Source organism: Salmonella sp. K21076, from assembly GCF_039650795.1.
GTDB lineage: Bacteria > Pseudomonadota > Gammaproteobacteria > Enterobacterales > Enterobacteriaceae > Salmonella > Salmonella enterica.
Window position 1 is genome coordinate 14,250 of sequence record NZ_JBCLYA010000002.1, and the last position, 25,009, is coordinate 39,258.

The 25,009-nt window shown below is 53.8% G+C and carries 23 protein-coding genes; 13 read left to right on the forward strand and 10 right to left on the reverse strand.

What is annotated here, in order from left to right:
* Window positions 1–58 precede the first annotated feature (58 nt).
* A complete protein-coding gene (gene yidA, locus AAYN39_RS00070; RefSeq protein ID WP_000985571.1) occupies window positions 59–871 on the reverse strand; it encodes a sugar-phosphatase in 813 nt (270 codons plus the stop codon).
* A gap of 288 nt (window positions 872–1,159) precedes the next feature.
* On the opposite strand from yidA, the gene AAYN39_RS00075 reads away from it, so the two are divergent.
* The 3 genes from AAYN39_RS00075 (at window position 1,160) to AAYN39_RS00085 (ending at window position 4,652) form a co-directional block, all read left to right on the forward strand.
* Window positions 1,160–2,422 carry an MFS transporter gene (locus tag AAYN39_RS00075; RefSeq protein WP_000061243.1) on the forward strand — a complete coding sequence of 421 codons (1,263 nt, stop codon included), beginning with the start codon at window positions 1,160–1,162 and terminating at the stop codon, window positions 2,420–2,422.
* 13 nt (window positions 2,423–2,435) lie between these two features.
* A complete protein-coding gene (locus AAYN39_RS00080) occupies window positions 2,436–3,629 on the forward strand; it encodes a mandelate racemase/muconate lactonizing enzyme family protein (RefSeq protein ID WP_000975831.1) in 1,194 nt (397 codons plus the stop codon).
* 114 nt (window positions 3,630–3,743) lie between these two features.
* Entirely contained in the window at window positions 3,744–4,652 is a 909-nt protein-coding gene (locus tag AAYN39_RS00085) for a LysR family transcriptional regulator (protein WP_001054598.1), read from the forward strand.
* A 6-nt stretch (window positions 4,653–4,658) separates the two neighbouring features.
* Here AAYN39_RS00085 and gyrB read toward each other — a convergent pair whose 3' ends face one another.
* The 4 genes from gyrB to dnaA form a co-directional block, all read right to left on the reverse strand.
* Window positions 4,659–7,073, reverse strand: a complete 2,415-nt coding sequence (gene gyrB, locus AAYN39_RS00090; protein WP_000072047.1) for a DNA topoisomerase (ATP-hydrolyzing) subunit B — start codon at window positions 7,071–7,073, stop codon at window positions 4,659–4,661.
* A 28-nt stretch (window positions 7,074–7,101) separates the two neighbouring features.
* Complete coding sequence (gene recF, locus AAYN39_RS00095) at window positions 7,102–8,175, reverse strand: DNA replication/repair protein RecF (protein WP_000059373.1); 1,074 nt, start codon at window positions 8,173–8,175, stop codon at window positions 7,102–7,104.
* Between the two features lie 197 nt (window positions 8,176–8,372).
* Complete coding sequence (dnaN, locus tag AAYN39_RS00100; protein ID WP_000673474.1) at window positions 8,373–9,473, reverse strand: DNA polymerase III subunit beta; 1,101 nt, start codon at window positions 9,471–9,473, stop codon at window positions 8,373–8,375.
* A gap of 4 nt (window positions 9,474–9,477) precedes the next feature.
* Entirely contained in the window at window positions 9,478–10,878 is a 1,401-nt protein-coding gene (dnaA, locus tag AAYN39_RS00105; RefSeq protein ID WP_000059095.1) for a chromosomal replication initiator protein DnaA, read from the reverse strand.
* Window positions 10,879–11,538: 660 nt separating this feature from the next.
* Here dnaA and rpmH point away from each other — a divergent pair.
* From rpmH to AAYN39_RS00150, 9 genes are all read left to right on the forward strand, one after another.
* Window positions 11,539–11,679: a 50S ribosomal protein L34 gene (gene rpmH, locus AAYN39_RS00110; protein ID WP_000831330.1), complete on the forward strand. Its 141-nt coding sequence runs from the start codon at window positions 11,539–11,541 to the stop codon at window positions 11,677–11,679.
* 16 nt (window positions 11,680–11,695) lie between these two features.
* Window positions 11,696–12,055 (forward strand): ribonuclease P protein component, encoded by a 360-nt coding sequence (gene rnpA, locus AAYN39_RS00115; protein ID WP_000239725.1) that lies wholly within the window; start codon window positions 11,696–11,698, stop codon window positions 12,053–12,055.
* Entirely contained in the window at window positions 12,019–12,276 is a 258-nt protein-coding gene (gene yidD, locus AAYN39_RS00120) for a membrane protein insertion efficiency factor YidD (RefSeq protein WP_001307474.1), read from the forward strand. Before rnpA ends, yidD begins: the two co-directional genes overlap by 37 nt.
* 2 nt (window positions 12,277–12,278) lie before the next feature.
* Window positions 12,279–13,925: a membrane protein insertase YidC gene (gene yidC, locus AAYN39_RS00125; protein ID WP_000378272.1), complete on the forward strand. Its 1,647-nt coding sequence runs from the start codon at window positions 12,279–12,281 to the stop codon at window positions 13,923–13,925.
* A 141-nt stretch (window positions 13,926–14,066) separates the two neighbouring features.
* Entirely contained in the window at window positions 14,067–15,431 is a 1,365-nt protein-coding gene (mnmE, locus tag AAYN39_RS00130; protein WP_000019075.1) for a tRNA uridine-5-carboxymethylaminomethyl(34) synthesis GTPase MnmE, read from the forward strand.
* A gap of 182 nt (window positions 15,432–15,613) precedes the next feature.
* Window positions 15,614–16,801: an MFS transporter gene (locus AAYN39_RS00135; protein WP_000819608.1), complete on the forward strand. Its 1,188-nt coding sequence runs from the start codon at window positions 15,614–15,616 to the stop codon at window positions 16,799–16,801.
* Window positions 16,770–17,729: an HTH-type transcriptional regulator YidZ gene (yidZ, locus tag AAYN39_RS00140; RefSeq protein WP_000749373.1), complete on the forward strand. Its 960-nt coding sequence runs from the start codon at window positions 16,770–16,772 to the stop codon at window positions 17,727–17,729. Before AAYN39_RS00135 ends, yidZ begins: the two co-directional genes overlap by 32 nt.
* Window positions 17,730–17,886: 157 nt before the next feature.
* Window positions 17,887–18,642: a 4'-phosphopantetheinyl transferase superfamily protein gene (locus tag AAYN39_RS00145; protein WP_000190678.1), complete on the forward strand. Its 756-nt coding sequence runs from the start codon at window positions 17,887–17,889 to the stop codon at window positions 18,640–18,642.
* Entirely contained in the window at window positions 18,642–19,226 is a 585-nt protein-coding gene (locus AAYN39_RS00150) for an NAD(P)H-dependent oxidoreductase (RefSeq protein ID WP_021013212.1), read from the forward strand. Before AAYN39_RS00145 ends, AAYN39_RS00150 begins: the two co-directional genes overlap by 1 nt.
* Before the next feature lie 44 nt (window positions 19,227–19,270).
* Here AAYN39_RS00150 and adeP read toward each other — a convergent pair whose 3' ends face one another.
* The gene (adeP, locus tag AAYN39_RS00155) at window positions 19,271–20,608 is read right to left on the reverse strand and encodes an adenine permease AdeP (protein WP_001583487.1); all 1,338 of its coding nucleotides are present in this window, start codon (window positions 20,606–20,608) and stop codon (window positions 19,271–19,273) included.
* 168 nt (window positions 20,609–20,776) lie between these two features.
* Between adeP and yieH the strand changes: the two genes are divergently transcribed.
* The gene (gene yieH, locus AAYN39_RS00160) at window positions 20,777–21,442 is read left to right on the forward strand and encodes a 6-phosphogluconate phosphatase (protein WP_000078084.1); all 666 of its coding nucleotides are present in this window, start codon (window positions 20,777–20,779) and stop codon (window positions 21,440–21,442) included.
* 94 nt (window positions 21,443–21,536) lie between these two features.
* On the opposite strand, the gene phoU is transcribed toward yieH, so the two are convergent.
* The 4 genes from phoU to pstC all read right to left on the reverse strand — a co-directional run bounded on the left by phoU (window position 21,537) and on the right by pstC (window position 24,986).
* Window positions 21,537–22,262, reverse strand: coding sequence for a phosphate signaling complex protein PhoU (phoU, locus tag AAYN39_RS00165; protein ID WP_000377800.1), 726 nt, complete (start codon window positions 22,260–22,262; stop codon window positions 21,537–21,539).
* A 14-nt stretch (window positions 22,263–22,276) separates the two neighbouring features.
* Window positions 22,277–23,050 carry a phosphate ABC transporter ATP-binding protein PstB gene (pstB, locus tag AAYN39_RS00170; RefSeq protein WP_000063118.1) on the reverse strand — a complete coding sequence of 258 codons (774 nt, stop codon included), beginning with the start codon at window positions 23,048–23,050 and terminating at the stop codon, window positions 22,277–22,279.
* Window positions 23,051–23,136: 86 nt separating this feature from the next.
* Entirely contained in the window at window positions 23,137–24,027 is an 891-nt protein-coding gene (gene pstA, locus AAYN39_RS00175; RefSeq protein WP_000212190.1) for a phosphate ABC transporter permease PstA, read from the reverse strand.
* A complete protein-coding gene (pstC, locus tag AAYN39_RS00180) occupies window positions 24,027–24,986 on the reverse strand; it encodes a phosphate ABC transporter permease PstC (RefSeq protein WP_000741630.1) in 960 nt (319 codons plus the stop codon). The genes pstA and pstC overlap by 1 nt, the downstream gene beginning before the upstream one ends.
* Between the last annotated feature and the right edge of the window lie 23 nt (window positions 24,987–25,009).

The following is a 25,009-nucleotide window of genomic DNA, read 5'->3' on the forward strand; positions in this document are numbered from 1 at the left end:
CAACACATTAGCTTCATGAGTGGAACTATCGGCCCGACGGCGATCGGGCCGGAGTGAATCAGGACAGAACATGTTGTTCAATCGCCCAGGCAACACCATCTTCAAGGTTCGATTTAGTCACAAAGTTAGCCACCTCTTTGACCGACGGAATGGCGTTGTCCATTGCCACGCCCATACCGGCGTATTCGATCATCGCAATGTCGTTTTCCTGATCGCCAATCGCCATCACCTCCTCTGGCTTAATACCCAGCGCCTCGGCCAGTGATTTTACGCCGGTGCCTTTATTAACCCGTTTATCGAGGATTTCAAGGAAGTACGGCGCACTTTTCAGCACGGTATACTTTTCCTTCACCTCTGCCGGTATACGCGCAATCGCTCGGTCGAGAACGGCAGGCTCATCGATCATCATAACTTTCAGGAACTGAGTGTTCGGGTCCATCTTCTCCGCTTCACAAAATACCAGCGGAATGGTCGCCACATACGACTCATGCACCGTGTAGTAGCTGATATCGCGGTTAGCGGTATAAAGCGTATTTCGATCTAATGCGTGGAAGTGAGAACCCACCTCACGGGATAGTTTTTCCAGATAACGGTAGTCATCATAGCTGAGCGCTGTTTGCGCTACCGTACTGCCATCCCCTGCTTTCTGCACCAGCGCCCCGTTGTAGGTGATGCAGTAGTCGCCGGGTTGTTCCATATGAAGTTCTTTCAGATAGCTGTGCACACCCGCATACGGACGGCCTGTGGTCAGCACCACGTTTACCCCTTTTTCACGCGCAGCGGCAATGGCGTTTTTAACCGCCGGAGAAATGGTGTGATCGGGCAGCAAAAGGGTGCCATCCATGTCGATAGCAATGAGTTTAATAGCCATGAAATCCCCGCATTAAATGAGTCCTGACTCATGCTAACGCGATTCCGCTCAAAAAACAGCAAAAGAGTCAGGGATAAACGGGGCTAAAGAATAAGACAAACCTTCCTCTTTTGCTCAGTACAGAAGGCGAGTTTTGTGCAGTGAATACTCACATTTATTAGATAACCTCATTAATCAAACAGAAAATACCGTTTTTCTAATCTCATCGATATTGTTACCCTGGTCATGAATCACCCTATTGTAAAAATAAACAAAAATGATGTTAATTTAATTAAAGGAGATCGCCAAATGTCGATGGCCCTTACCGCCCCGCCTGGCAGGAAAAGATTTTTAATCGTTGCCTGTCTGTTTATTGGAATATTCATTGCCTATCTCGACCGCGTTAATGTTTCGGTATTAGCCGCAAACGAACCCTTCTTAGCCTATATGGGTATTGAAGGCATGCCATTGCAAATTGGCATGATGATGACCGTTTTTCTTGCCGCTTATGGTATCGCTAATGTTGTATTATCACCACTTGGCGACTACCTTGGTCCGAGAAAAGCGATGATGCTTTGTATCCTAATCTGGACCATCGCCTTAATTATTGGCGGAGTTGCGACATCGTTTGCATTAATTATTATTTGCCGCATATTACTGGGTATCGGAGAGGGTTTTTATTATCCGCTGCAAAGCGTATTTATTAAAAACTGGTTTCCGAAGCAGGAGCGTGGCCGGGCAAACGCAGCGTGGATCGTCGGCCAGTCGGTCGCGCCCGCCATTGCGATGCCTTTTTTCACCTGGTGGATAGGCACCCACGGCTGGCGTTCCAACTTCTTTTTATGCGCCGCTCTCGGGTTAATCCCACTCTGGCTACTTTGGCGATATGTTGCTGATAAACCAGAACAACATAAAAGTATCAGCGAGCAGGAACTGGCTTATATCAAAGCCGGGCAGGAAACGGAAAGCGCAAGCAGCAGCGAAAGTTTTATGTTGCGGGTAAAACCGGTGATTACCAACTATTGCTACTGGTTGCTGGTGCTGTGGTACCTGTGTCTGCAATGCCTGTACTGGGGGATGATTACCTGGCTGCCAACCTATCTTAAATCAGCCAGAGGATTTAGCTGGGCAGAAATGGGCTGGCTAGCGTCGCTGCCGTTTGTCTTGTCGATATTTTCCAAAGCCGCCGCGGGCGTCTTCGTCGATAAAATAGGACGCAGCGCCCCCATATTAATGGTGTTAATGTTTTTCGCCGGTATCAGTATCTATTTCGGCACAATAACCGAACACAAATATATGTCAGCGGTACTACTCTCCTTCGCCGTCGCTTTTTGCACGATGGGTACGCCTGTTGCGTGGACATTATTACAAGGGATGGTGTCCGGGAAATCTATTTCCGCCGCCAGCGGCGTAATGAACGGCGTCGCGAACGGCCTGTCATCATTATCACCAGTATTTATCGGTTTATTTATCTCTATTACAGGAACCTATACCGGCGGCTTATTATGTCTGGTTTTCATCAGCGCTATCGCCGTGGTATCTGCATTCGTTTTAACGATTAAAAAATATTAATCACAAGGAGTAAATGATGAAAATTACCAGCATTGATATTATTGATGTTGCTAATGATTTTGCGTCCGCCACCAGCAAATGGCGTCCGGTGGTGGTAAAAATTAATACCGACGAGGGCATTTCCGGTTTTGGCGAAGTCGGGTTGGCCTACGGCGTCGGCGCCTCCGCAGGCATCGGCATGGCAAAAGATTTAGCCGCCATTATCATCGGCATGGACCCGATGAATAACGAAGCCATCTGGGAAAAGATGCTCAAAAAGACGTTCTGGGGACAAGGCGGCGGCGGCATCTTTTCCGCAGCAATGAGCGGTATCGATATCGCGCTGTGGGATATCAAAGGCAAAGCGTGGGGCGTGCCGCTGTATAAAATGCTTGGCGGCAAAAGCCGCGAGAAAATCAGAACCTACGCCAGTCAGTTACAGTTTGGTTGGGGGGACGGCAGCGATAAAGATATGCTGACCGAGCCGGAGCAGTATGCACAGGCGGCGCTGACCGCCGTCAGCGAAGGCTATGACGCGATAAAAGTGGATACCGTCGCAATGGATCGCCACGGCAACTGGAACCAGCAAAACCTCAACGGGCCTCTCACCGATAAAATCCTGCGTCTGGGCTACGACCGTATGGCCGCCATTCGCGATGCAGTCGGCCCGGACGTGGATATCATCGCCGAAATGCATGCCTTTACGGATACCACCTCGGCGATTCAGTTTGGCCGCATGATAGAAGAGCTGGGCATCTTCTACTACGAGGAACCGGTCATGCCGTTAAACCCCGGACAAATGAAACAAGTGGCTGATAAAATTAATATTCCACTGGCGGCTGGCGAACGCATTTACTGGCGCTGGGGATACCGTCCTTTCCTGGAAAACGGCAGCCTGAGCGTGATCCAGCCCGATATTTGTACCTGCGGCGGCATCACCGAAGTGAAGAAAATCTGCGATATGGCGCATGTTTATGACAAAACGGTGCAAATCCACGTTTGCGGCGGGCCGATTTCCACAGCAGTGGCGCTGCATATGGAAACCGCAATCCCTAACTTCGTCATCCACGAACTGCACCGGTATGCGCTGCTGGAGCCGAATACACAGACCTGTAAATACAACTACCTGCCGAAGAACGGCATGTACGAAGTCTCGGAGCTTCCCGGCATCGGCCAGGAACTGACCGAAGAAACCATGAAAAAATCACCAACCATCACCGTAAAATAAGCCAACTGTCTGCCTGCGCCGCAGGCAGACACCCTGTATTTGCGAGTCGTATCAACGCGACCTTATCCAGCCTGAGATAAAATCCTCTCAGTAAAGGGGTAACACAGGTGGCAAATGAATTTAACTATCCGGCAATTTCGCGCGTTTCTGGCCGTCGCGGATTTGCGTAGTTTTACCGCCGCCAGCAAATATCTGTGCATCACGCAGGGAGCTGTTAGCGGTTTAATCAACGAAATGGAAAGCCAGATGGAGGTTTCCCTTTTCGACCGCACTTCGCGCGTGGTGAAGCTATCGCCCGACGGCGAAAAGTTTTTACCCGCCGCCATGCGGGTTGTTGAAGAGTTTCAACGGGCCGAAAATTATGCCCGCGACCTGAAAGAGATCAAAAAATCCCTGGTGCGGGTGGTCGGCGCGCCGCTGATCGCCTGTGCTTTTCTGCCGCAAATCATCCATGCCTTTAAGCGGCAGCATCCGCATACCCACGTACAGCTTATTGATAAGCCCATGTCGCAATTACAAAAAAGCATTATGTTGGGAGAAGCCGATTTTGGTATCGGCCCGGAGCGGCCGCTGGAACCGGAAATCGACAAACAAACGCTGTTCACAACGGAAATCGCCCTGTACTGCCATCCGGACTATCGGCTGCATAAAAAAACGGTGCGCTGGGAAGAGATTCAGAGCGAAGAGCTGATCGCCGTTGGCAACGAATCCGTTCCGATGATCTCCGCGACCGCTGGCGTGCGCATTAAGCCCAAAATGACGGTGGAACATATGGCGACCGCCATGTCGCTGGCGGCGCAGTGTGAAGGCGTGGTGATCGCCGAAACCTTTTCCCGCCATTACGCCAAAAGCTATCAATTAGCGACCTGTTCGCTCACGCCTCCGCTGCGGCGCAATATGAACCTTTATTTCCATGCGTGGCGCGCGCAAACGCCCGCCACGCAGCGCTTTAAAGAGTTTCTATTCAGATATATGGATGAACATCATGATGCCCTGGCCAGCCAGCGGCGGGCCGGGGATTAAGGCAGGTTAAATATCGATGTTCGCCGCTTTCAGGGCGTTCTCCTCGATAAAGGCACGACGCGGCTCAACGGCATCACCCATCAGCGTAGTGAACAGCTGGTCGGCAGCAATTGCATCTTTGACGGTCACGCGCAGCATACGGCGGCTTTCCGGGTCCATGGTGGTTTCCCACAGCTGATCCGGGTTCATTTCACCCAGACCTTTATAACGCTGGATAGCCAGACCGCGACGTGATTCTTTCACCAGCCACTCCAGCGCCTGCTCGAAGCTGGTTACCGGCTGGCGACGCTCGCCGCGTTCGATGAACGCGTCCTCTTCAATCAGACCGCGCAGCTTCTCGCCCAGCGTGCAGATACGACGATATTCCGCGCCGGTCACAAACTCGTGATCCAACGGATAATCGGTATCCACGCCATGCGTACGCACGCGAACGATCGGCTCGAACAGATTCTGTTCCGTATTAGTATGAACATCGAACTTCCACTGACTGCCGTGCTGCTCTTTCTCATTCAGCTCGGTAATCAGCGCATTCACCCAACGCGTTACAGTCTGCTCATCAGAAAGATCGGCTTCGGTCAGAGTTGGCTGATACACCAGCTCTTTGAGCAGCGCTTTCGGGAAGCGACGCTCCATACGACCAATCATTTTCTGCGTGGCGTTATATTCAGAGACCAGTTTTTCTAACGCTTCGCCGGATAGCGCTGGCGCATGAGCGTTCGCGTGCAGAGTCGCACCGTCAAGCGCGATGGAAATCTGGTACTGATCCATCGCTTCGTCGTCTTTGATGTACTGTTCCTGCTTGCCTTTCTTCACTTTGTACAGCGGCGGCTGGGCAATGTAAACGTGGCCGCGCTCGACGATTTCCGGCATCTGACGATAGAAGAAGGTCAACAGCAGCGTACGGATGTGCGAGCCGTCGACGTCCGCATCGGTCATGATGATGATGCTGTGATAGCGCAGCTTGTCCGGGTTGTACTCGTCGCGACCGATACCGCAGCCCAGCGCGGTGATCAGCGTCGCCACTTCCTGGGAGGAAAGCATCTTGTCGAAGCGCGCTTTCTCGACGTTAAGGATTTTACCTTTCAGCGGCAGAATCGCCTGGTTCTTGCGGTTACGCCCCTGCTTCGCAGAGCCGCCCGCGGAGTCCCCTTCCACCAGGTACAGTTCGGACAGCGCCGGGTCGCGTTCCTGACAATCCGCCAGTTTGCCCGGCAGACCGGCTAAATCCAGCGCGCCTTTACGACGGGTCATTTCACGGGCGCGACGCGCCGCTTCACGCGCACGCGCGGCGTCGATAATTTTGCCGACGACGATTTTCGCGTCAGATGGGTTTTCCAGCAGGTATTCGCTCAGCAGTTCGTTCATCTGCTGTTCTACCGCCGATTTCACCTCGGAAGAGACCAGCTTATCTTTGGTCTGTGAGGAGAATTTCGGGTCCGGCACTTTTACGGAAACCACCGCAATCAGACCTTCACGGGCATCGTCGCCGGTGGCGCTGACTTTGGCTTTTTTGCTGTAGCCTTCTTTGTCCATGTAGGCGTTCAGCGTGCGGGTCATCGCCGCACGGAAGCCTGCCAGGTGAGTACCGCCGTCGCGCTGCGGAATGTTGTTGGTAAAGCAGTAGATGTTTTCCTGGAAACCATCGTTCCACTGCAGCGCTACTTCCACGCCGATACCGTCTTTTTCGGTGGAGAAATAGAAGATATTCGGGTGGATCGGCGTTTTATTCTTGTTGAGATATTCAACAAACGCCTTGATGCCGCCTTCGTAGTGGAAATGATCTTCTTTGCCATCGCGCTTGTCGCGCAGGCGGATGGAAACGCCTGAGTTCAGGAATGACAGTTCACGCAGGCGTTTCGCCAGGATCTCATATTCAAATTCAGTGACGTTAGTGAAGGTTTCGTGGCTCGGCCAGAAACGTACCATCGTGCCGGTTTTATCGGTATCGCCAGTGACGGCCAGGGGTGCCTGCGGCACGCCGTGCTCGTAGATCTGACGGTGAATTTTGCCATCTCGCTGGATAACCAGCTCCAGTTTTTGCGACAGAGCGTTGACTACCGAGACGCCCACCCCGTGCAGACCACCGGAGACTTTATAGGAGTTATCGTCAAATTTACCGCCCGCGTGCAGAACGGTCATGATCACTTCCGCCGCCGAGACGCCTTCTTCCGGATGAATCCCGGTCGGAATGCCACGGCCATCATCCGTTACGGACACGGAGTTATCGGCGTGAATAGTCACGACGATATCTTTACAGTGACCCGCGAGCGCTTCGTCGATAGCGTTATCTACCACCTCGAATACCATGTGGTGCAGACCGGTGCCGTCATCCGTGTCGCCGATATACATACCCGGGCGCTTACGCACCGCATCCAGCCCTTTCAGGACTTTGATACTGGAGGAGTCATAAGAATTCGACATCAACGTTTCTCGCTCATTTAATCTTGGGTTAATCCGTTATTTTACCCTTTTCCACGGTAAACATCTTCGAATTTTCATCCGACATGTCTATAACGTGTTCAGCGCTAATTGCGCTGACAAAGACCTGCGATTGCGTGGCTTTTAAGCGGCTGGCCAGCAGTCCGCGACGCGCATCGTCAAGTTCAGAGGCAAAATCATCTATCAGGTACAGGCAGCGCCGCCCGCTTTCGCGGGTAAGGAACTCGCCCTGCGCCAGACGTAAGGCGCACATCAACAACTTTAGCTGACCGCGCGACAGGGTATCTTCCACCGGCGCGCCGTCAGCGCGAATGCGAAAGTCCGCTTTATGCGGCCCGTGCGCGGTGTAGGTCAACATACGGTCACGCTCAAAGCTTCGCTCCAGCACGTCCGCATAGTCTGTCTCTTTCTCCCAGCCGCGCTGGAAAGAGAACGTCAGGGAAAATTCAGGTAAAAACTGCTGACAGGTATCCGCCATGTCCTGTGCGATAGCGCTACTGTACTCCGCCCGCCAGGTACTAATTTGTTCCGCCAACGGAATCAGCTCTTTATCCCACGGGCGCAATTGCTCATAACGGCTCACCTGGCGCAGCGCGGCGTTACGCTGTTTCAGCAATCGTTTCAGGTTGCTCCAAGCGGTGAAGAATCCGGCTTCGTTGTGAAAGCATCCCCAGTCAAGGAACGCTCTTCTGTATTTGGGGCCGCCGTTGAGTAAAGTAAACCCCTCCGGCGTAATCAACTGCATCGGCATTAAATGCGCCAGCTCCGCGATCTTGTGACCGTCGGTACCGTCGATACGGACTTTGCTGTCGCCCTGCTTATCTTTGGTTAAGCCAATCGACGTCTCACGCTCTTCGCCCTGCAGGCGCCCGTGAAGAACAAACGCTTCCTGCTCATGACGAATCACGCGGCCAGGCTGCAAACTGCGAAACGCCCGACCGTGGCCAAGCGTATAAATAGCTTCCAGCACGCTGGTTTTGCCGCTACCGTTGGCGCCAACCAGGAAATTAAAGCCGGGGGATAAAGCGAGATCCGCATTTTCTATGTTGCGGAAGTCTTTGATTAGCAGTCTGGATAGCGACATATCAACTCATAACCAGGGCGTTATCGGCGCAGTTAGTCTGGTTACGGCCAGCGCACAGCAACCGGAGCGTACTGGAGTACGTGAGGATTGCTCGCTGCGCTCGCCCTTCGGGCCGTCCATAAGACGTCCAAAATACTTCGTATTTTGTGCGAGCACTGCCCGGAGCCAGAATAACAAGTAAGATAGCCCGATATTCTTTACAAGCGCATTGGCATAACAACATAGGCAGCCGACTGTGACGCCGCATCCTCAATCTGTACGCTGGATACGGAATCCGTCAGCATAATGCGCACGGTTTCGCACTTCAGCGCATTGAGCACGTCCAGCACGTAACTGACGTTAAAGCCGATTTCCATCTCCGTCCCGCCATAGCTCACGTCCAGAATCTCTTCCGCTTCTTCCTGTTCCGGGTTATTGGCGGTGATTTTGAGCTGATTCTCACTGACGTACAGACGCACGCCGCGGAATTTCTCATTCGAGAGGATTGCTGCGCGGGCAAACGCCTGCTTGAGGATATCGCAGCCCGCTTCCAGATGTTTATCCGGATTCTTCGGCAATACGCGACGGTAATCCGGGAAACGACCATCCACCAGCTTCGAGGTAAAGATAAAGTCGCCGACGTGCGCGCGGATATTATTACTGCCGATCTGCACGCGCAGCGGGTTTTCGCCACCGTCGAGCATACGCATCAGTTCAATCACGCCTTTACGCGGCACAATCACCGAGTGGCTAGGTAAAGACGCCTCCAGCGGCATTGAGCACACCGCCAGACGGTGGCCGTCGGTCGCAACAGTGCGCAGTTCGCTACCTTCCGTTTCAAACAGCATACCGTTTAAGTAGTAGCGCACATCCTGATGGGCCATCGAAAACTGGGTCGCTTCAATCAGGCGCTTCATCGTGGCCTGCGGCAGCGTAAATTCAACTTCGCTTTGCCAGTCGTCAAGATTCGGGAAATCGGCGGCAGGCAGCGTAGACAGCGAGAAGCGGCTACGGCCAGAACGCACCAGCATCCGATCGCCTTCCAACTGAACGGCAATCTCCGCGCCCTCCGGCAGGCCGCGGCAGATATCAAAGAATTTCCGCGCCGGCACGGTAGTGGCGCCTGGCTCATGCGGCTGAGAAAGCGTAACGCGCGCGACCATCTCCATTTCAAGATCGGTGCCGGTCAGAGAAAGCGTACCGTCCGCTACCTGGAGGAGCAGGTTACCGAGAATCGGCAGCGTAGGACGACCGCCCAGCGGGCCGCTGACCTGCTGAAGCGGTTTTAATAAATGTTCACGTTCAACGGTAAATTTCATAGGATCACGACGACAATGTTCTGATTAAATTCGAAAAATCTTCTTTGATATCGTGGCTTTCTTCACGCAGTTGCTCAATTTTACGACAGGCATGAAGTACGGTAGTGTGGTCGCGCCCGCCAAACGCATCGCCGATTTCCGGCAGACTGTGGTTGGTGAGCTCTTTTGCCAGCGCCATAGCCATCTGGCGCGGACGTGCTACCGAGCGAGATCGACGCTTAGAAAGCAGATCCGCAATTTTGATTTTGTAATACTCGGCCACCGTCTTCTGAATATTGTCGATGGTGACCAGTTTTTCCTGCAACGCCAGTAAATCGCGCAGCGCTTCGCGCACAAAGTCGATAGTAATCGCCCGGCCGGTAAAGTTGGCATTGGCGATCACCCGGTTCAGCGCGCCTTCCAGTTCACGTACGTTAGAGCGTAGACGCTTGGCGATAAAGAACGCTACTTCGCCTGGCAGACGAATATCATTTTCGTCCGCTTTTTTCATCAGGATCGCCACGCGGGTTTCCAGCTCTGGTGGTTCGATCGCCACTGTCAGCCCCCAACCAAAGCGGGACTTGAGACGATCCTCAACGCCGTTGATCTCTTTCGGATAGCGATCCGACGTCAAAATGATCTGCTGATTGCCTTCCAGCAGAGCGTTAAAGGTGTGGAAAAACTCTTCCTGGGATCGTTCTTTATTGGCGAAGAATTGAATATCGTCGATCAGCAATGCGTCAACGGAGCGGTAGTAGCGTTTAAACTCTTCGATGGCGTTATTTTGCAGGGCTTTTACCATGTCCTGCACAAAGCGCTCGGAGTGCATATACACGACTTTCGCGTTGGGTTTGCGCGCCATAATGCCGTTACCCACCGCGTGCAGCAGGTGAGTTTTACCCAGACCGGTGCCGCCATAGAGGAATAACGGGTTATAGGCGCCGCCAGGATTATCCGCCACCTGACGTGCCGCCGCGCGCGCCAGTTGGTTGGATTTACCTTCGACGAAGTTATCAAATGTATGCTTAACATTGACGTTGGAGCGGTAGGTCGGCTCCGCCGGCGCTGGTACGTTATCCCAGCCCGAACGGGCCGCGGGCGCTACGCGCTGCGGTTGCGCCGTCGTTGTCTGCGTAGGCGCGACAACGTTATGCACAGGCGTTTTTAGCGTTTGCGTAACGGGCTTTGTTCCCACTTCAAAACGCAGTTGTGGGGCATCCGCGCCGCAGAATGTGTTGAGTAATCCATTGATATTGTTGAGGTACTTATCTCTTACCCAATCGAGCACAAAACGGTTTGGCGCATACAAAGCCAGCGTGTTATCGCTCAGTTCCGCCTGCAACGGGCGTATCCACATACTGAATTCTGTGGCTGGTAACTCATCCTGCAATCGGGCAAGACACTGCTGCCAAAGCGAAAGTGACACGGCGGACTCCACTCGAACAAAAGTCGATAAATGACAAAGGCTGATACATTAATGATTGTTGGCGCACGTCGATAAGACCCTGCATGAAGGGTGACGCACTAACCGCTGTCTGCGGTTTTCACGGATCTTTCAAACGATCGCGACTTCACGCAGTCTGAAAGATTTCGTGTTCATGCCTGACCAGGATCGTTTGAAACGATCAGGACCGCGGATCATAGCCTAAACTGAGCAAGAGATCTTCTGTTTCTCACAGATTCTTCCCGATTTATCCACAGGGCTTTCCAGGAAAGGATAAGTGTAATCGATCCAGGGGAACTCCTGTACGCTTTCGCGCGCATATTGAAAAAATTAATATGTAAAGGTGAGCAGACGCCTAAAAGATCGCATAAAGATCCAGGGCGATCCTTGCGCTTTACCTGGCAGTCCGTATAATTCTCCACCCGTCGCGCAATGCCCGTCATATGGCGTCAACGCTGCTTATTTTCCGCACAAAAAGGCGTGGAAAATCGCGGGAAAGTAAGGAAAGAGAATTGACTCCGGAGTGTACAATTATTACAATCCGGCCTCTTTAATCACCCACACTGTGGCGTAAGTCGTTCAAAGTTTGTTCGGGTATACGCAAAAGTCAGTGAATTTATTCAAGTTTAGGTAGAAATCGCCATGAAACGCACTTTTCAACCGTCTGTACTGAAGCGCAACCGTTCTCACGGCTTCCGTGCTCGTATGGCTACTAAAAATGGTCGTCAGGTTCTGGCACGTCGTCGTGCTAAAGGCCGCGCTCGTCTGACCGTTTCCAAGTAATAAAGCTAACCCCTGAGTGGTTAAGCTCGCATTTCCCAGGGAGTTACGTTTGTTAACTCCCGCTCATTTCACATTCGTCTTCCAGCAACCTCAACGGGCTGGCACGCCGCAAATCACCATCCTCGGCCGCCTGAATTCGCTGGGGCATCCCCGTATCGGTCTTACCGTCGCCAAGAAAAATGTTCGACGTGCGCATGAACGCAACCGGATTAAACGTCTGACGCGTGAAAGCTTCCGTCTGCGCCAGCATGAACTTCCTGCAATGGATTTCGTGGTGGTGGCGAAAAAAGGGGTTGCCGACCTCGATAACCGTGCTCTCTCGGAAGCGTTGGAAAAATTATGGCGCCGCCACTGTCGCCTGGCTCGCGGGTCCTGATAGCCCTTATTCGGGTCTATCAACGCCTGATCAGTCCGCTGCTTGGGCCGCATTGTCGTTTCACGCCAACGTGCTCAAGCTACGGAATTGAGGCATTGCGCAGGTTTGGAGTGATAAAAGGCAGTTGGTTGACGGTGAAACGCGTATTAAAATGCCACCCTTTACACCCTGGTGGTGACGATCCCGTCCCGCCCGGACCATTTGATACCAGAGAACACTAACGATGGATTCGCAACGCAATCTTTTAGTCATCGCTTTGCTGTTCGTGTCTTTCATGATCTGGCAAGCCTGGGAGCAGGATAAAAATCCGCAACCTCAGACTCAACAGACCATGCAGACAACGACCACCGCAGCGGGTAGCGCCGCCGACCAGGGCGTACCAGCCAGTGGCCAGGGGAAAATGATTACGGTGAAAACCGATGTGCTTGATTTGACTATCAACACCCGTGGTGGTGATGTCGAGCAGGCCTTGCTCCCGGCTTACCCGAAAGAACTGGGTTCCAACGAACCGTTCCAGCTGCTGGAAACCACCCCGCAGTTTATCTATCAGGCGCAAAGCGGCCTGACAGGCCGCGACGGCCCGGATAACCCGGCGAACGGCCCGCGTCCGCTGTACAACGTCGAGAAAGATGCGTTTGTACTGGCCGACGGTCAGAACGAACTGCAGGTTCCGATGACTTATACTGACGCCGCAGGCAACACGTTTACCAAAACGTTTGTCTTTAAGCGTGGCGATTATGCGGTTAACGTGAACTATAGCGTGCAGAACACCGGCGAAAAACCGCTGGAAGTCTCCACCTTTGGTCAGTTAAAACAATCCGTCAACCTGCCTCCTCATCGCGACACCGGCAGTAGCAACTTTGCGTTGCATACGTTCCGCGGCGCAGCGTACTCCACGCCGGATGAGAAGTATGAGAAATACAAATTCGACACCATTGCCGATAACGAAAACCTCAACGTCAGCTCCAAAGGCGGTTGGGTGGCAATGTTGCAGCAGTATTTCGCTACCGCATGGATTCCGCGTAACGACGGCACCAACAATTTCTACACCGCCAATCTGGGTAACGGCATTGTCGCTATCGGCTATAAAGCGCAGCCGGTACTGGTACAGCCAGGCCAGACTGGCGCGATGACCAGCACCCTGTGGGTCGGCCCGGAAATTCAGGATAAAATGGCGGCTGTTGCACCGCACCTGGATTTGACCGTGGACTACGGCTGGTTGTGGTTCATCTCTCAGCCGCTGTTCAAGTTGCTGAAGTGGATCCACAGCTTTGTGGGCAACTGGGGCTTCTCCATTATCATCATTACCTTTATCGTTCGCGGTATCATGTACCCGCTGACCAAAGCGCAGTACACGTCAATGGCGAAGATGCGTATGCTGCAGCCGAAAATTCAGGCGATGCGCGAACGTCTTGGCGATGATAAACAGCGCCAAAGCCAGGAGATGATGGCCCTGTACAAAGCGGAGAAGGTTAACCCGCTGGGCGGCTGCTTCCCGCTGATCATCCAGATGCCTATCTTCCTGGCGTTGTACTACATGCTGATGGGTTCCATTGAACTGCGTCATGCGCCGTTCGCGCTGTGGATTCATGACCTGTCTGCACAGGACCCGTACTACATTCTGCCGATCCTGATGGGCGTAACGATGTTCTTCATTCAGAAGATGTCGCCGACCACCGTGACCGACCCGATGCAGCAGAAGATCATGACCTTTATGCCGGTCATCTTTACAGTGTTCTTCCTGTGGTTCCCGTCAGGTCTGGTGCTGTACTATATCGTCAGCAACCTGGTCACCATCATTCAGCAGCAGCTGATTTACCGTGGTCTGGAGAAGCGTGGCCTGCATAGCCGCGAGAAGAAAAAATCCTGATTCGGTGTAGGCCGGATAAGGCGAAGCCGCCATCCGGCAAGGCGCGCCGGTCAGCCTGATGGCGCTAACGCTTATCAGGCCTACAATCAAAAGGCGGTCATATGACCGCCTTTTTTTATTGCAACAAAGTTGAGACTAACCATGAGCCATAACGACACTATCGTCGCCCAGGCAACCCCACCGGGACGCGGTGGCGTGGGTATCCTGCGTATTTCCGGTCTGAAGGCGCGCGACGTTGCGCAAGAGGTGCTGGGCAAGCTGCCGAAGCCGCGCTATGCCGACTACCTGCCGTTTAAAGATGTTGACGGCAGCGCGCTGGATCAGGGTATTGCGCTGTGGTTCCCCGGCCCGAACTCCTTCACCGGTGAAGATGTGCTGGAGCTACAAGGGCACGGCGGTCCGGTGATTCTGGACCTGCTGTTAAAACGTATCCTGACGCTTCCAGGCGTGCGAATTGCCCGACCGGGCGAGTTCTCCGAGCGAGCGTTCCTCAACGATAAGCTCGATTTAGCCCAGGCGGAAGCCATTGCCGACCTGATCGATGCCAGTTCCGAACAGGCGGCGCGTTCGGCGCTAAACTCGTTACAGGGGGCATTTTCCGCCCGCGTTAACCACCTTGTGGAAGCACTTACTCACCTGCGAATCTACGTCGAAGCGGCTATTGATTTTCCGGATGAGGAGATCGACTTTCTCTCTGACGGCAAAATCGAAGCGCAGCTCAATGGCGTCATCGCCGATCTTGACGCCGTGCGCACCGAAGCGCGCCAGGGCAGCCTGCTGCGCGAAGGGATGAAGGTAGTGATTGCCGGACGCCCGAATGCCGGGAAATCCAGCCTGCTGAATGCGCTGGCAGGCCGTGAAGCGGCCATTGTCACCGATATCGCCGGTACCACGCGCGACGTGTTGCGCGAGCACATCCACATCGACGGGATGCCGCTGCATATCATCGATACCGCCGGACTGCGCGACGCCAACGACGAAGTTGAGCGTATCGGCATCGAACGCGCCTGGCAGGAGATTGAACAGGCCGATCGAGTGCTGTTTATGGTGGATGGCACCACGACGGACGCCGTTGACCCTGCCGACATCTGGCCGGACTTTATCGCCCGTCTGCCCAAAAATCTACCGATTACCGTGGTACGTAACAAGGCGGATATCACCGGCGAAACGCTGGGTATTAGTGAAGTAAACGGTCACTCACTGGTTCGCCTCTCGGCGCGTACCGGCGAAGGCGTCGACGTGTTGCGTAACCACCTCAAGCAGAGCATGGGGTTTGATACCAATATGGAAGGCGGCTTCCTGGCCCGCCGCCGTCACCTGCAGGCGCTGGCGGAAGCCGCTAACCATCTTGAACAGGGCAAAGCGCAGCTATTAGGCGCATGGGCGGGGGAACTGCTGGCGGAAGAGTTGCGCCTGGCGCAGCAAAGCTTAAGCGAGATTACCGGCGAGTTTACCTCCGACGACCTGCTGGGACGGATTTTCTCCAGCTTCTGTATCGGTAAATAACGTTGTGTTGCCCGGTGGCGCGATGCTTACCGGGCCTACAAAACCCGTAAGCCGGATAAGGCGTTTACGCCGCCATCCGGCAGCAATGATTTCCCATGCGGAAATCACTGTTGTCCAAATGACAACTCGTCTCGCGCAACGTCGCCCCGTATTCTTAGCGCCACACTTTTCGTGAGGCCGCTATGAAACGTTTTCTACTGTGTAGTTTTGCCCTGGTTTTACTCTATCCTGCTGGTATTGATATGTATCTGGTCGGTTTACCGCGTATAGCCGCCGATCTGAACGCCAGCGAGGCGCAGTTGCATATCGCCTTCTCCGTTTACCTGGCCGGAATGGCGACGGCCATGCTGTTTGCCGGGAAGATAGCCGACCAGTCAGGCCGCAAGCCGGTCGCGATCGTCGGCGCGATCGTCTTTATGATGGCCTCACTGCTTTGTTCACGGGCGTCGGAAGGCTCGCTATTTCTGAGTGGGCGTTTTCTTCAGGGGGTAGGAGCAGGCGGCTGCTATGTGGTGGCGTTCGCCATTCTGCGCGACACGCTCGACGAGCATCGCCGGGCGAAAGTGCTGTCATTATTGAATGGGATTACCTGTATTGTGCCGGTACTCGCCCCGGTGATGGGGCATTTGATTATGCTTCGTTTCCCCTGGCAAAGTCTGTTCTATACGATGTCCACGATGGGCATTATGGTGGGCCTGTTATCACTGTTTATCCTGCGCGAGACGCGCCCGGCAAGGCTGGCTCCACGCGATTTATCACCATCGTCGTCCGCCGCCGAGTCGCTGGTTAACCGTTTTTTCGTTAGTCGACTAGCGATCACCACCCTTAGCGTGTCGGTGATCCTGACCTTCGTCAATGCCTCTCCAGTGCTGCTGATGGAGGTGATGGGATTTAGCCGTGGCGACTATGCCATTACCATGGCGCTCACCGCAGGCGTCAGCATGGTCGTCTCTTTTTCTACCCCTTTTGCGCTTGGGTTATTTAAGCCGCGAACCTTAATGCTCGTCTCACAGGGGCTGTTTTTGACGGCTGGCGTGACGTTAAGCCTTGCTCATACCAATACCGTCACGCTCTTTGGCCTGACGCTTATCTGCGCCGGATTCTCGGTTGGTTTTGGCGTCGCGATGAGCCAGGCGCTGGGGCCGTTTTCGCTGCGCGCCGGAGTGGCCAGTTCCACGCTGGGTATCGCTCAGGTTTGCGGTTCATCACTGTGGATTTGGCTGGCGGCAATACTCGGTATCAGCGCGATGAATATGCTGATCGGGATTCTGATTGGTTGTAGCATAGTGAGTATTCTGCTGATCTTCTCCGTCGCGCCCAACAGGTCCGTAGCCGAGCATGAAGAAATCCCTTACCAGTCTCGATCTTAATCTGCTGTTATGCCTACAGTTACTCATGCAGGAGCGCAGCGTCACTAAAGCTGCAAAACGGATGAACGTAACGCCCTCTGCGGTCAGCAAATCGCTGGCGAAACTCCGGGCATGGTTTGACGATCCGCTGTTCGTCAATACGCCGCTGGGCCTGGCGCCGACGCCGCTGATGGTCAGTATGGAGCAAAGTCTGGCGGACTGGATGCAGATGGGGAATCAACTGCTTGATAAGCCACATCATCAAACGCCGCGCGGTTTAAAATTTGAGTTGGCGGCAGAGTCGCCGCTGATGATGATTATGTTTAATTCACTGTCGCAGCAGATTTATCAGCGCTATCCGCAGGCTACCATTAAGGTTCGCAACTGGGATTATGACTCGCTGGAGGCGATTACGCGCGGGAAAGTCGATATCGGATTTACCGGACGCGAAAGCCATCCCCGCTCGCGAGAGTTGATCAGTCTGTTGCCGCTCGCGATTGACTTTGAGGTACTGTTTAGCGATTTACCGTGGGTCTGGCTGCAGGAAGATCATCCGGCACTGCGCGAAGCGTGGGATCTGGACACTTTTCTGCGCTACCCGCATATCAGTATTTGCTGGGAGCAAAGCGATACCTGGGCGCTGGATGATGTCCTACAAGAAATGGGACGCAAACGCCATATCGCGTTAAGCCTGCCGGGGTTCGAGCAGTCGCTCTTTATGGCCGCCCAGCCGGGTCACACCCTGATAGCAACCGCGCCGCGCTATTGCCAGCACTACAATCAGCTCCACCAGCTACCGTTAGTGGCGCGCCCCCTGCCTTTTGATGCGCAACAGCGGGAAAAGCTGATGGTGCCGTTTACCCTATTATGGCACAAACGTAATAGTCATAATCCCAAGATTGTGTGGCTACGACAGGCTATCAACACGCTCTGCCGTCGCCTTATCTGACCACCTGCGTTGATAAATTAACCTTACTCTTACCAGAAATGTCACCGTCTGATTAAAGAACCTTCTGAAATTGAATTTTTAGCGCGTAAAACCTGTCCATAATTTACGTTAATGTTACTCTCGTCATTATCACGGCCCATTAATCACGGAGCGAAAAATGGCGACTCACTTTGCCAGAGGGATACTTACGGAGGGACAGTTGGTTTCAATTCGTCTCTCTTCGTCTTGCCATATTGAAGCCAGAAACCTGCCTGCTCACCGACGAACGCGTTTTCTCGCCTCCAGAGGCCTTCTTGCCGAACTGATGTTTATGCTGTACGGAATTAGCGAGCTGCCGGAAATCATTATTCAGGCGAAAGGTAAACCCGCGTTTCGTGACAAAAATCTGCCAGGTTTTTCTATCTCCTACGCCGGAAATATGGTTGGCGTGGCGTTGACCACCGAAGGAGAGTGCGGGCTGGATATGGAATTACAGCGCACCTCCCGCGGCTTTCACCATCCGCATTCGCTCGAACGCCACCCTTTCTCCCGTAATGAAAACTTATGGGTAGCCAATCAAAACGATCCCAACGAAGCGCGAGCGCAACTCATTACATTGCGCCAGAGCGTGTTAAAACTCACCGGCGATGTCATGAATGACGATCCGCGGGAGCTGCAACTTTTACCCGTTGCCGGACGCCTGAAGTGCGCGCATGTCACGCAGCTTGAAGCCGTGTGCGATGCGGAAGATGTGCTGGTATGGTCCGTAACCGTTACGCCAGCGATAGAAAAATTAAAAGTGTGGGAGTTCGATGGCAAACTGGGCTGGAAAAGCCTGCCCGATATCCAGACGCGCGCCAATGAGCCAACCGGCCGTCTGATGCGATTCGCCCAACTCCCCGCCGCCAAATCGTATACGCTTAATCGTTCATAATGAAAAAAGGGGCACGTATGTCTGAAATGCTGAATGTGGTTACATTGCTGGGAAGTTTACGCAAAGGTTCCTTTAACGGGATGGTGGCGCGTACGCTGCCTAAAGTCGCGCCGGCAGGAATGACGGTATCGCCGCTGCCTTCAATCGGGGATATTCCGCTGTATGACGCCGATATCCAGCAGGAAGAGGGATTTCCAGCCAGCGTAGAGGCGCTGGCGGAGCAGATTCGCAACGCCGACGGCGTCGTCATTGTGACGCCGGAATATAACTATTCCGTTCCCGGCGGCCTGAAAAATGCCATCGACTGGCTATCCCGTCTGCCTGAGCAGCCGCTGGCGGGTAAGCCCGTTCTTATCCAGACCAGCTCAATGGGAGCGATTGGCGGCGCGCGCTGCCAGTATCATCTGCGCCAGATTCTGGTGTTCCTTGATGCGATGGTGATGAATAAACCGGAATTTATGGGCGGCGTGATTCAGAATAAAGTCGACCCGCAGACTGGAGAAGTGGTGGATCAGGGAACGTTAGATCATTTGACCGGTCAGTTGACCGCATTTGGCGAGTATATTCAGCGCGTTAAAGCGTAAGTTAGTTAAACACCCTCCCCCCGATGGGGCGAGGGTTCATTTCATCAGTGTGCGTCAATAAACACAATCTTCAGCACGAATAACAGCGCGACAATCACTACGCACGGGCTAAGGTCGCGCAGGCGACCGGTACCGATTTTCATCACGCAGTAAGAGATAAAGCCCAGCGCGATACCTTCGGTGATCGAGAAGCTAAACGGCATCATTACCGCCGTAATAAACGCCGGGACCGATTCGGTTAAATCCTGCCAGTTTACCCGCGCCAGGCTGGAGGTCATCAGCACGCCGACGTAAATCAACGCGCCCGCCGCCGCGTAAGGCGGCACCATGCCCGCCAGCGGCGACAGGAAGATAACCAGCAGGAACAAAATACCGACTACCACCGCCGTCAAACCGGTGCGACCGCCCACCGAAACGCCGGAAGACGATTCAATATAAGCGGTCACAGAAGAGGTTCCGACAAATGCGCCAGTGACGGAAGAGATACTATCAACAAACAGCGCCTGCTTCATGCGCGGGAATTTGCCTTTCTCATCCGCCAGGCCGGCTTTATCGGTCACGCCAATCAGCGTACCGGAGGAGTCAAACAGGTTTACCAGCATGAAGGAGAAAATAACCCCCGCCAGGCCAAGATTGAACGAGCCTGCCAAATCGACATGCCCTACCACGCTGGTGACGCTTGGCGGCGCGGAGACAATGCCGTTGTAGTGCACATCGCCCATTATCCAGCCAAGCAGCGTCGTGACGATGATGGACACCAGCACCGCCGCATGAATGTTGCGCGAAGCGAGAATCGCAATAATAAAGAATCCGAGAACCCCCAGCAGCACGCTGTGCGAAGTCAGGTTGCCGATGCTGACCAGCGTTTCCGGGTTAGCGACGATCACGCCGGCGTTTTTCAGCCCCATCATGCCGATAAACAGGCCGATGCCGCTGGTGATGCCCACGCGCAGGCTGACCGGAATGTTGGCAATCATCCAGTAACGCACGCGGAAGATAGTCAGCAATAAAAGACCAACAGCGCCCCAGAAAATGGCGCCCATGCCTACCTGCCACGGCAGTCCCATTGCCTGCACAACCACGAAGGCAAAGAACGCATTCAGCCCCATCGCGGGCGCCAGCGCCACCGGCAGGTTAGCGAACAGGCCCATCAGAATACTGCCAAAGGCCGCAATCAGACAGGTGGTCACAAAGACGGCGCTGGTGTCCATGCCAGCTACGCCCAGAATTTGCGGGTTAACAAAAACGATATAAACCATCGTCAGGAAAGTGGTAAAACCGGCGATCACTTCGGTTCGTGCCGTCGTGCCATGTTCGCGCAGTTTAAACACGCGTTCCAGCATACCCTGACCAGAAGCCTGGGTGGTGTGTTGTTGACTCATTATCAATTTCCGGAGAAAGGAGGGAAAATTCGCCGTTATCCTATACCAAAATGCGACACCTGGCGCAGTTGTGTGGTAATTTTTTTCACTCAATTTGTTAGTACGGCAACGATTGCGTCCCCTCATTCAGCATTACGTAAACGTTAAACTTGTTAAAATGGAAATGACATGTCCCAAATCGAAGCGGTGTTTTTTGACTGTGACGGCACGCTGGTCGACAGTGAAGTAATTTGCTCGCGCGCCTATGTCACTATGTTCCGGCAGTTCGGCATTACGCTTGAGCTCACGGAAGTATTCAGACGCTTTAAAGGCGTAAAGCTCTACGAAATTATCGATACCATCAGTAAAGAGCATGGCGTTGCGCTGGCAAAGGCGGAGCTGGAGCCGGTGTATCGCGCGGAAGTGGCGCGCCTGTTCGATACCGAACTGGAAGCGATCGCGGGCACAAATACCCTGCTGGAGAGCATTAAGACGCCCATGTGCGTGGTATCCAACGGGCCGGTCAGTAAGATGCAGCATTCGCTGGGTAAACTGGGCATGTTGCATCATTTTCCCGATTTGCTGTTTAGCGGTTACGATATTCAACGCTGGAAGCCCGATCCGGCGCTGATGCTCCATGCGGCGAACGCCATGAAGGTCAATGTTGAGAAGTGTATTCTGGTGGATGATTCCAGCGCAGGCGCGCAGTCAGGAATTGCGGCGGGAATGGAAGTATTTTATTTCTGCGCCGATCCGCATAACAAGCCGATCGATCACCCTAACGTGACGACATTTACCGATTTGGCGCAGTTGCCGGGATTGTGGAAAGCGCGCGGGTGGAAGATTACGCGTTAACTGAAATGCCGGATGGCGCTAACGCTCATCCGGCCTACAGCATCTGTACCTGTAGGCCCGGTAAGCGCAGCGCCACCGGGCAAAAGAATGAGATTTACTCTTTCGGATCTTTCCCCGCCAGCAGCTTATCCAGCTCATCGCCGCCGACGTGACGGAAATCCTGCCCCTTCACGAAGTAGAAGATGTATTCGCAGATATTCTGGCAACGGTCACCGATACGCTCGATAGAACGAGCGCAGAATAACGCGGTCAGCACGCTGGGAATGGTGCGCGAGTCTTCCATCATGTAGGTCATCAGCTGACGCACGATACCTTCGTACTCCTGGTCAACTTTCTTGTCTTCACGGTAGATACGCACCGCTTCGTCGAGATCCATGCGCGCGAACGCATCCAGCACGTCGTGTAGCATCTGCACGGTGTGGCGGCCCAGCGACTCCAGACTCACCAACAGCGGCTGGTGCTGCTGGGAGAATTTCTCCAGCGCGGTACGGCAGATTTTATCCGCCACGTCGCCAATGCGCTCCAGTTCGGCGATGGTTTTGATAATCGCCATCACCAGACGCAGGTCACTCGCCGTCGGCTGGCGCTTGGCGATAATACGCACGCAGGCTTCATCGATGGCGACTTCCATCATATTAACCTGATGGTCGCCTTCTACCACGCGCTTCGCCAGCTCGCTGTCCTGGTTGTGCATGGCGGTAATAGCGTCAGAAAGCTGCTGCTCCACCATGCCGCCCATGGTCATTACCTGAGTGCGGATGCTTTCCAGTTCGGCGTTGAACTGGCCGGAAATATGTTTATTAAGGTTCAGACTGTCCATTACGCACTCCTGAATTAACCGTAACGACCGGTGATATAATCTTCTGTTTGTTTCTTCGCGGGCTTGGTGAACAGATCGTCCGTGTTGCTGAACTCAATCAACTCGCCCAGGTACATAAACGCCGTATGATCGGAACAACGTGCCGCCTGCTGCATGTTATGGGTCACGATCACCACGGTGTAATCCTGTTTCAGCTCGGTGATCAGCTCTTCGATACGCCCGGTGGAGATCGGGTCCAGAGCTGAACATGGCTCATCCAGCAGCAACACTTCCGGGCGAATGGCGATACCGCGCGCAATGCACAGACGCTGCTGCTGACCACCGGAGAGAGAGTACCCGCTCTGGTGCAATTTATCTTTGGTTTCGTTCCATAATGCGGCTTTGGTCAACGCCCACTGCACGCGCTCGTCCATATCGGCACGAGACAGCTTCTCAAACAGACGCACGCCAAAGGCGATATTGTCATAGATGGACATCGGGAACGGCGTCGGCTTCTGGAATACCATCCCCACTTTTGCGCGCAGCAGCGCGATATCCTGGGTGTTGGTGAGAATATTGTCGCCATCCAGCAGAATTTCACCTTCCGCGCGCTGCTCCGGATAAAGCGAGTACATTTTATTGAAGGTACGCAGTAGCGTTGATTTACCGCAGCCGGATGGCCCGATAAATGCCGTTACCTGATTCTTCGCGATATCCAGATTAATGTTCTTCAGGGCATGGAATTTGCCGTAGTAGAAGTTCAAATCACGAACCTGAATCTTACTCGGGGCAGTTTCAACCATACTCATTTCACTCTTTTCCTCATCCAGCGCCGCATCCGCCACGCCGTAAAATAATGCCTGATGGCGCTACGCTTATCAGGCCTACAATGTCTTTAACCGTGTTTTTTCTTCGCGAAAACAACACGCGCCAGAATATTCAGCAGCAGTACGCACAGGGTAATAATCAGCACGCCCGCCCAGGCTAATTGTTGCCATTCGGCAAACGGGCTCATCGCGAATTTAAAAATGGTCACCGGCAGGTTGGCGATCGGCTGCATCATGTCGGTGCTCCAGAACTGGTTCGAGAGCGCGGTAAACAACAATGGCGCCGTTTCCCCGGCGATACGCGCAATAGCCAGCAGAATACCGGTCATAATCCCGGAGATAGAGGCTTTCAGCGTAATCGCGGAGATCATCTTCCACTTCGGCGTACCCAGCGCATAAGCGGCTTCACGCAGGCTATCCGGTACCAGCTTGAGCATGTTTTCAGTGGTACGGATAACGATCGGCACCTGCAACAGCGCCAGCGCAATCACCCCTGCCCAGCCGGAGAAGTGCTGCATCTGCGCCACCACGATGGTGTAAACAAACAGCCCCACAACAATTGACGGCGCGGAAAGCAGAATGTCGTTAATAAAGCGAATGATTTCCGCCAGCCAGGATTTACGGCCATACTCGGCCAGGTAAATACCCGCCATAATCCCCAGCGGCGTACCCAATACGGTAGCCCAGAGAATCAATAATCCACTCCCCGCCAGGGCGTTCGCCAGCCCGCCGCCCGCCGTGTTCGGCGGCGGCGTCATTTCGGTAAACAGCGCCAGCGACATACCATCAATGCCGCGCGTGATGGTGGACATCAAAATCCAGATCAGCCAGAACAGGCCAAATGCCATCGTCGCCATTGAGAGCGTTAGTGCGATACGGTTCTTCATGCGGCGACGCGCCTGCATCTTGCGACGGAATTCCGCGAGCTGCGCGGTGTTCTGCATATCAAGCGTAGCCATTAACGTGCTCCCTCGTTCTTCGCCAGACGCATAATCATGAACTTAGACGCCGCCAGGACGATAAAGGTGATCACAAACAGGATCAGCCCCAGCTCCATCAACGCTGCCACGTGCAGACCCGATTCCGCCTCAGCGAATTCGTTGGCCAGCGCGGAAGTGATGCTGTTGCCCGGCATATACAGCGACGCGCTGTCGAGCTGGTAGGTGTTGCCGATGATAAAAGTGACCGCCATCGTTTCACCCAGAGCACGGCCCAGCCCCAGCATAATGCCGCCGATCACGCCATTTTTGGTGAACGGTAGCACGATGCGCCAGATAACTTCCCAGGTAGTACAGCCGATACCGTAAGCGGACTCTTTCATCATTACCGGCGTTTGCTCGAAGACGTCGCGCATAACCGCCGCAATGTAGGGGATGATCATGATGGCGAGGATGACGCCCGCCGCCAGAATACCGATACCAAAGGCCGGGCCGGAGAACAGCGCGCCGACAAACGGAATGTTGGAAAGAATATTGCCGACCGGCTCCTGGAAGTACGTCGCAAACAGCGGCGCGAAGATAAACAGCCCCCACATGCCGTACACGATACTGGGAATTGCCGCCAGCAGTTCAATGGCGATGCCGAGCGGACGCTTCAGCCAGCCTGGCGCCAGCTCGGTTAAAAACAGGGCAATGCCGAAACTAACCGGAACGGCGATCAGCAGTGCGATAAAGGAGGTTACCAGCGTGCCGTAAATGGGCACCAGTGCGCCGTAGATATCGTTTGGCGCGTCCCACTCCTTAGTCCAAAGAAATGAGAAACCAAATTTCTGAATACTTGGCCAGGAGGAGATGATCAATGAGACGATAATACCGCCCAACATCAATAGCACAATCAGCGCAGCCAGTTTTACCAGCGCGCTGAAAATCATGTCGCCTTTTTTACCCGGCGGGTTAAAAGCAGGCTTGGTTGCAGCCATAAATTACTCTTTCCATTAAACGC

Coding starts and splice junctions, on each gene's coding strand:
- yidA (WP_000985571.1), bottom strand. CDS start 871: ATGGCTATTAAACTCATTGCTATCGACATGGATGGCACCCTTTTGCTG.
- AAYN39_RS00075 (WP_000061243.1), top strand. CDS start 1,160: ATGTCGATGGCCCTTACCGCCCCGCCTGGCAGGAAAAGATTTTTAATC.
- AAYN39_RS00080 (WP_000975831.1), top strand. CDS start 2,436: ATGATGAAAATTACCAGCATTGATATTATTGATGTTGCTAATGATTTT.
- AAYN39_RS00085 (WP_001054598.1), top strand. CDS start 3,744: ATGAATTTAACTATCCGGCAATTTCGCGCGTTTCTGGCCGTCGCGGAT.
- gyrB (WP_000072047.1), bottom strand. CDS start 7,073: ATGTCGAATTCTTATGACTCCTCCAGTATCAAAGTCCTGAAAGGGCTG.
- recF (WP_000059373.1), bottom strand. CDS start 8,175: ATGTCGCTATCCAGACTGCTAATCAAAGACTTCCGCAACATAGAAAAT.
- dnaN (WP_000673474.1), bottom strand. CDS start 9,473: ATGAAATTTACCGTTGAACGTGAACATTTATTAAAACCGCTTCAGCAG.
- rpmH (WP_000831330.1), top strand. CDS start 11,539: ATGAAACGCACTTTTCAACCGTCTGTACTGAAGCGCAACCGTTCTCAC.
- yidD (WP_001307474.1), top strand. CDS start 12,019: ATGGCGCCGCCACTGTCGCCTGGCTCGCGGGTCCTGATAGCCCTTATT.
- yidC (WP_000378272.1), top strand. CDS start 12,279: ATGGATTCGCAACGCAATCTTTTAGTCATCGCTTTGCTGTTCGTGTCT.
- mnmE (WP_000019075.1), top strand. CDS start 14,067: ATGAGCCATAACGACACTATCGTCGCCCAGGCAACCCCACCGGGACGC.
- AAYN39_RS00135 (WP_000819608.1), top strand. CDS start 15,614: ATGAAACGTTTTCTACTGTGTAGTTTTGCCCTGGTTTTACTCTATCCT.
- yidZ (WP_000749373.1), top strand. CDS start 16,770: ATGAAGAAATCCCTTACCAGTCTCGATCTTAATCTGCTGTTATGCCTA.
- AAYN39_RS00145 (WP_000190678.1), top strand. CDS start 17,887: ATGGCGACTCACTTTGCCAGAGGGATACTTACGGAGGGACAGTTGGTT.
- AAYN39_RS00150 (WP_021013212.1), top strand. CDS start 18,642: ATGAAAAAAGGGGCACGTATGTCTGAAATGCTGAATGTGGTTACATTG.
- adeP (WP_001583487.1), bottom strand. CDS start 20,608: ATGAGTCAACAACACACCACCCAGGCTTCTGGTCAGGGTATGCTGGAA.
- yieH (WP_000078084.1), top strand. CDS start 20,777: ATGTCCCAAATCGAAGCGGTGTTTTTTGACTGTGACGGCACGCTGGTC.
- phoU (WP_000377800.1), bottom strand. CDS start 22,262: ATGGACAGTCTGAACCTTAATAAACATATTTCCGGCCAGTTCAACGCC.
- pstB (WP_000063118.1), bottom strand. CDS start 23,050: ATGAGTATGGTTGAAACTGCCCCGAGTAAGATTCAGGTTCGTGATTTG.
- pstA (WP_000212190.1), bottom strand. CDS start 24,027: ATGGCTACGCTTGATATGCAGAACACCGCGCAGCTCGCGGAATTCCGT.
- pstC (WP_000741630.1), bottom strand. CDS start 24,986: ATGGCTGCAACCAAGCCTGCTTTTAACCCGCCGGGTAAAAAAGGCGAC.